5 protein-coding genes are annotated in these 6,237 nt (G+C 58.6%); 2 read left to right on the top strand and 3 right to left on the bottom strand.

Annotation, left to right across the window (positions count from 1 at the left end; translation table 11 throughout):
* Positions 1–365: 365 nt before the first annotated feature.
* Together ACK4TM_RS15200 and msrP are read right to left on the bottom strand one after the other, a co-directional pair.
* On the bottom strand, positions 366–983 hold the full coding sequence (locus tag ACK4TM_RS15200; RefSeq protein WP_409702773.1) for a sulfite oxidase heme-binding subunit YedZ: 618 nt from the start codon (positions 981–983) through the stop codon (positions 366–368).
* A gap of 22 nt (positions 984–1,005) precedes the next feature.
* Positions 1,006–1,905 (bottom strand): protein-methionine-sulfoxide reductase catalytic subunit MsrP, encoded by a 900-nt coding sequence (msrP, locus tag ACK4TM_RS15195; protein WP_409702771.1) that lies wholly within the window; start codon positions 1,903–1,905, stop codon positions 1,006–1,008.
* A 278-nt stretch (positions 1,906–2,183) separates the two neighbouring features.
* On the opposite strand from msrP, the gene ACK4TM_RS15190 reads away from it, so the two are divergent.
* Positions 2,184–2,660 (top strand): fasciclin domain-containing protein, encoded by a 477-nt coding sequence (locus ACK4TM_RS15190; RefSeq protein WP_409702769.1) that lies wholly within the window; start codon positions 2,184–2,186, stop codon positions 2,658–2,660.
* A gap of 61 nt (positions 2,661–2,721) precedes the next feature.
* Here the strand turns inward: ACK4TM_RS15190 and clpB are convergent, their stop codons facing one another.
* A complete protein-coding gene (gene clpB / locus ACK4TM_RS15185) occupies positions 2,722–5,334 on the bottom strand; it encodes an ATP-dependent chaperone ClpB (protein ID WP_409702767.1) in 2,613 nt (870 codons plus the stop codon).
* A gap of 152 nt (positions 5,335–5,486) precedes the next feature.
* Between clpB and pyrF the strand changes: the two genes are divergently transcribed.
* On the top strand, positions 5,487–6,191 hold the full coding sequence (gene pyrF / locus ACK4TM_RS15180) for an orotidine-5'-phosphate decarboxylase (protein WP_409702765.1): 705 nt from the start codon (positions 5,487–5,489) through the stop codon (positions 6,189–6,191).
* Positions 6,192–6,237: the final 46 nt, after the last annotated feature.

Raw genomic sequence — 6,237 nt, 5'->3', positions numbered from 1 at the left:
CTTCCCAAACTTCCCGTCGTTTCCGACCGTCCGTCCCGTCCAGCGCCCCGTCGTCTGCATCTCTGCGCCGCCGGTGAGGGGGGTTCTACGGTTACTACACCAAGGCCGCAACCCCCTTTTTCACCAAACATGCATTTTTTGTGACGATCATGATTTTTTTCATGTTTTTAGGGGTTTAGGGTAATTTACATGCGCGGACCCTAGGTTCTTTTGCAATTTTGTTAGGCGGAATGAAAACGGAACATATCAGATTTCGAGTTATCCCCAGATTCATGCACAAAGCTGACGATCCACGACCGCGCCAAACCACTCGACCCACCCGCGACTCACCGCTTTTCATCTGCGAAGCGCCGATAAGGCAGGAATCATGCAGGCTGTTTGCGCCACACGATATGCCGATAGCGCAATGCGACCAGCCCGATGCTCAGCACCAGATAGACGAGCGGCTCGATCTGGAACCCACGTGACAGCCACAGGTAATGCAACGCCCCCAAGATCACCGCGATATAAGACAGTTTATGCAATTGTCGCCAGGATGCCGCCCCCATTTTGCGGATCGCGAGGTTGTTGGATGTCAGCACCAATGGCACCAACAGCAAAAGACTGACCATTCCCGCGGTCACATAGGGCCGCTCGACGATCTCGGTCCAGACGCGGCTGGCGCTTTGCACGTCCAGCACCGCGAAGACCAGAAAATGCGCAAGGATCACAAAGAAGGCTGTCACCCCGATGGCCCTACGGAATTTGATCAGGTTTACCCCGGTCCAGTTGCGCAGCGGCGTCACCATCAGACCGGCGACCAGCAAGATCAGCCCGGCCTTGCCATAGGCGCGTTCGAGCACATTGATCGGTTCGATCAGATAAGGACCGATCTGGTTCAAAGCACGCCAGAATTCCCAGCCGACATAAGCCGCAGCCAGCAAATAGATCGGCCATGCGGGGGTTTTGCGCAGCGCGCCGTTAATTGTCGCGGAAATACTCATGACATACCCGGCCTGTCGTTCTTCAATAGAAGACCGACAGATCCATCCCTTCATACATGCTGGCGACTTCATCATAGCCATTGAACATCAGCGTGTCCTGACGCGCCGCAAACAAACCGCCGCCGATCCGCCGCTCGGATGCCTGGCTCCACCGGGGGTGATCCACATTGGGGTTCACGTTACTATAGAAACCATATTCACGCGCGTTGATACCGGCCCAGGTGTTGGGCGGTTCCTGATCGGTCAGCGTGATACGGACAATCGACTTGATCGATTTGAACCCGTATTTCCATGGCACCACCAGCCGGATCGGCGCACCATTCTGGTTGGCGAGCGGTTCACCATAGATACCCGTCGCCATGATCGTCAGCGGATGCATCGCTTCATCAATGCGCAGCCCCTCGACATAGGGGAAATCCAGCACACGGCGCTGCACGCCGATCATGTTCTCGGGCTGAACGACCGTTTCAAAGGCGACATAGCGCGCGCCGGACTGGGCGCCGACCTTGCCAAGGATATCGGCCAGCTCGATCCCGTTCCAGGGAATGACCATTGACCATGCCTCGACACAGCGGAAACGGTAAATGCGGTCTTCTACCGTCAGCCCCGTTAGCAGGTCGCCCAGCGCATAGGTGCCCGGGCGGTCCACCAGACCATCAACCGTGATGGTCCAGGGTGATGTCACCATCTGATGCGCGTTATTTACGGGATCGGACTTGCCGGTGCCGAATTCAAAGAAGTTGTTGTAACTGGTGATTTCCTCCAGCGTGTTGGGTTCCAGCCCGGATTGCGCCTGCGCCCCGCCGACAAGGCCAATCGCGCCCAGCCCGGCTGTGCCCGCCAGAATCTGACGCCGGTTCATATATTGCGCCTTGGGCGTCGCATCCGCCTGCGTCAGGTCGTTCTTCCAGCGATAGGCCATTGTCGGTCTCCATTCTGCTTTGCTTACTCTTATATACGGCAACAAAGCAGGAATGGTTTCTCACGATCCTGCCAGTGCTTGAAATGTTGCAGTATCCCACAGGATTTTCACATGTTTTCACAGCAGAGTGATTTGAAATCGGCGGACTGGCTGGCTTAGCGCGCGGTCTTTTTCCGTCAAGCGCGCTCGGCGGGAATCCCCCCTGATCCACAGGCATGACAATACGTAGAAAACACGATGCCAACACAAAGGCATTTTCAAAATAAGAGGAATTCACCATGCTACGCAGAACTTTTATCGCCCTTGCCACAACCACCGCCATGTCGTCGGTTGCTTTCGCCGATAACCACGAGATGGATATTGTCGACACCGCCGTTGCCGCAGGCACATTCACCACGCTGGTCGCCGCTGTAGAAGCTGCCGGTCTGGTCGATACGCTGAAAAGCGAAGGTCCGTTCACCGTCTTCGCGCCAACTGACGAAGCATTCGCGGCCCTGCCAGAAGGCACAGTCGAAGGCCTGTTGGCCGATCCAGAGGCGCTGGCCGCCATTCTGACCTACCACGTTGTGCCAGGCGCGGTGATGTCAACCGACCTGACGGACGGCATGACAGCGACAACCGTGAACGGCGCTGACATCACTATCGGCACCGAGGGCGGCGTGACAGTGAATGACGCAAACGTCGTGACCGCCGACATCGAAGCATCAAACGGCGTGATCCACGTCATCGACGCGGTAATTCTGTCCCCGATGTAAGATTTATCCCCTTGGATAAGACAAAGCCCCGGTCATTGACCGGGGCTTTTTTCTTTGCGCCTTAGTGAAGCGGCAAATTCGGCGCCACAATCCGGCTGCTTGTGGCGACCCGGTCACCAACGATCAGCCCGTCAGCCCCCGCCGTCACCTTGACTACATCACCATCGGCGACATCACCGCCAAGGATCATTTCGGCCAATTGGTCCTGCACCGCACGCTGGATCACCCGTTTCAGCGGGCGCGCACCGAATACCGGATCATAGCCTTCATCCGCCAGCCATTGCAGGGCGTCATCATCCAGATCAAGGCTGATGTTGCGCCCTGCCAGCCGCTTGGCAAGCAAACCAAGCTGGATAGCCACGATCCCCGCCATGTCATCCCGCGCCAGCCGGTCAAAGATGATCGTCTCATCCAGCCGGTTCAGGAATTCCGGCCGGAAATGGCCGCGCACAGCTTCCATCACGTCACGCTTCGCCATGCTGGCATCGGCACCATCCGGCAACTGGCTCAGCGCCTGCGCACCAAGGTTCGATGTCAGGATGATCAGCGTCTGTTTGAAATCGACATGCCGCCCCTGCCCGTCGGTCAGCACACCGTCATCCAGCACCTGCAACAACACGTTGAACACATCGGGATGGGCCTTTTCGACCTCGTCAAACAGGATCACCTGATAGGGCCTGCGCCGTACAGCCTCGGTCAGCACGCCGCCTTCGTCATACCCGACATAGCCCGGTGGCGCGCCAATCAGACGCGACACCGCGTGTTTTTCCATGAACTCGGACATATCGATCCGCACCATGGCGCTGTCATCATCGAACAGATATTCGGCGACCGCCTTGGTCAGTTCGGTTTTCCCAACACCCGTTGGCCCCAGAAACAGAAATGACCCAAGCGGGCGGTTTTCATCATTCAACCCGGCCCGCGCACGGCGCACGGCATTGGCGACGGCGCGCACGGCGGATTTCTGGCCGATCACACGTTTACCCAGCTCGTCTTCCATCCGCAGCAGCTTGTCGCGTTCGCCTTCCAGCATCTTGGACGTGGGAATCCCGGTCCAGCGTTCGACAACTTCGGCGATCTGTTCGGGGCGCACGGCCTCTTCGACCATCAGGTCATCATTGGCCTCGACCTCGGCCAGTTGCCGTTCCAGCTGCGGGATCACGCCATAGGACAATTCCCCGGCTTTCGCCAAATTGCCTTCGCGCTTGGCGATGTCCAGATCGGCGCGGGCCCGGTCCAGCCGTTCCTTGACGCCACGGGTGTCTTCCAGCTTGTCGCGCTCGGCCTGCCATTTCACCGTCATTTCCGACGCGCGGTCCTGGACATCGGCCAGTTCCTTTTCCAGCTTTTCCAGCCGGTCTTTGGATGCCTTGTCGTCTTCCTTCTTCAACGCCTCCGCCTCGATCTGCAATTGCAGGATCTGGCGGTCCAGCGCATCAAGCTCTTCGGGTTTGCTATCCACTTCCATTCGCAACCGGCTGGCAGCCTCATCCATCAGGTCGATGGCCTTATCCGGCAGAAAACGGTCGGTGATATAACGGTGTGACAGGGTCGCGGCGGCAACCAAGGCAGAGTCCGAAATCCGCACCCCATGGTGCAGTTCGTATTTCTCCTTGATCCCACGCAGGATGCTGATCGTATCCACGACAGTCGGTTCTTCCACCAGCAAGGGCTGGAACCGCCGGGCAAGGGCCGCGTCCTTTTCCACATATTTGCGATATTCGGCCAAGGTCGTCGCACCGATACAATGCAATTCACCCCGGGCGAGCGCCGGTTTGATCAGGTTCGCCGCATCCATCGCGCCATCGGCCTTGCCCGCGCCGACCAGCGTGTGCATCTCGTCGATGAACAGGATGATTTCGCCGGCGGCGGCTTCGATTTCCTTCAGAACCGCCTTTAACCGTTCTTCGAACTCGCCCCGGTATTTCGCGCCAGCAATCAGCGCCCCCATATCCAGCGCCATCAGTTTCTTGTTGCGCAGGGATTCCGGCACATCACCATTCACGATCCGCAGGGCCAATCCTTCGGCAATTGCGGTTTTCCCCACACCGGGTTCACCAATCAGTACCGGGTTGTTCTTGGTCCGGCGCGACAACACCTGCATCGCGCGGCGGATTTCCTCGTCCCGCCCGATAATCGGGTCGATCTTGCCTTGTTCAGCAGCTTCAGTCAGGTCGCGGGCGTATTTTTTCAGCGCGTCGAAACCATCTTCGGCGCTGGCGCTGTCGGCGGTGCGCCCCTTGCGCATATCGTTGATCGCGGCGTTCAGCGCCTGTGCCGTGACACCGCCAGCATCCAGCGCATCCTTGGCCTTGGATTTCACCAGGCTCAACGCTGTCAGCAGTCGTTCCACCGGCACGAAACTGTCGCCTGCTTTCTTGGCGATCTTTTCAGCCTCGTCCACAACCTTGGCCGTAGTGTTGTCCAGATAGACCTGCGCGGAATCGCCGGTGACCTTGGGCAATTTGCCAAGGCTGGCGTTGACCGCTGCCAGCACATCGGCTGGACGGCCCCCGGCACGGCTGATCAGATTGGCGGCAAGGCCTTCTTCATCATCCATCAAGGCTTTCAGCAGATGTTCCGGCGCCAGCCGTTGGTGGCTTTCGCGTATCGCGATCGTCTGGGCGGATTGGATAAAACCGCGCGACCGCTCTGTGAACTTATCTAAGTTCATGTCTTTTCTCCTTTGTAAGCGCCCGGTGACGGACATGCCCGGCTTTGCGGCACATGCCCAATTGGGCCTCATCTGATAAATGGGTGGGGCGGATTGATTGCGCAAGACCAAGCCACAGGCTAGACCGCAACAAACACATAAGGATTGCCAAGATGCCCGATGACCGCCTGATTGTTGCGATGGATGTGCCCAATGTGGTGGCCGGGCTGGAACTGGCTGCAGCACTTGGCGACAGCGTCAGTTTCTACAAGATCGGGCTGGGGATGCTGACGGGGGGCGGTCTTGCGCTGGCCAACGAGCTGAAACAGGATCAGGGCAAGCGCATCTTTCTGGATATGAAACTGTTCGATATCGGTGCCACCGTTGAAGCTGCGGTGCGCGGTATTGCGCAATTCGATCTGGATTTCCTGACCGTGCATGGCGACCCGCATGTGGTGCGCGCAGCACGTCAGGGTGCCGCCGGATCGGATATGAAGATCCTCGCGGTGACGATCCTGACATCGCTGGACCGTGGCGATCTGGACGCATCCTGCATCAAGGCGGGCGATCTGGTGGATCTGGTGCAGGAACGCGCTGGCCTTGCGTTTCTTGCCGGTGCCGATGGTGTCATCGCCTCACCACAAGAGGCCGCACTGATCCGGGCCTTGCCCGAAGCGGCAGGCAAGCTGATCGTCACCCCCGGCGTGCGGCCTGTCGGGGCCGATCTGGGCGATCAGAAGCGGGTGATGACGCCGGCGCAGGCCATAGCAAACGGCGCGGATCACGTCGTCGTCGGACGCCCGATCTGGCAAAAGGCTGATCCGAAAGCCGCCGCCGACAATATCCTGCGCGAATTGGCATCCCCGCAGGCAACCTAATTTTTGATTGACCCTAGCGCCCGTCGATTTCCGGCATGGCGGGTGG

Origin of the sequence: Yoonia sp., from assembly GCF_046292185.1 — a bacterium.
Taxonomy (GTDB): Bacteria; Pseudomonadota; Alphaproteobacteria; order Rhodobacterales; family Rhodobacteraceae; genus Yoonia.
The sequence above is the reverse complement of the archived record's forward strand: the minus strand, read 5'-3'. Positions and strand labels throughout refer to the sequence as shown.

Bases quoted from the DNA above. Each gene is read 5' to 3' on its own strand.
- ACK4TM_RS15200 (WP_409702773.1), bottom strand. From the start codon at position 983: ATGAGTATTTCCGCGACAATTAACGGCGCGCTGCGCAAAACCCCCGCA.
- msrP (WP_409702771.1), bottom strand. From the start codon at position 1,905: ATGGCCTATCGCTGGAAGAACGACCTGACGCAGGCGGATGCGACGCCC.
- ACK4TM_RS15190 (WP_409702769.1), top strand. From the start codon at position 2,184: ATGCTACGCAGAACTTTTATCGCCCTTGCCACAACCACCGCCATGTCG.
- clpB (WP_409702767.1), bottom strand. From the start codon at position 5,334: ATGAACTTAGATAAGTTCACAGAGCGGTCGCGCGGTTTTATCCAATCC.
- pyrF (WP_409702765.1), top strand. From the start codon at position 5,487: ATGCCCGATGACCGCCTGATTGTTGCGATGGATGTGCCCAATGTGGTG.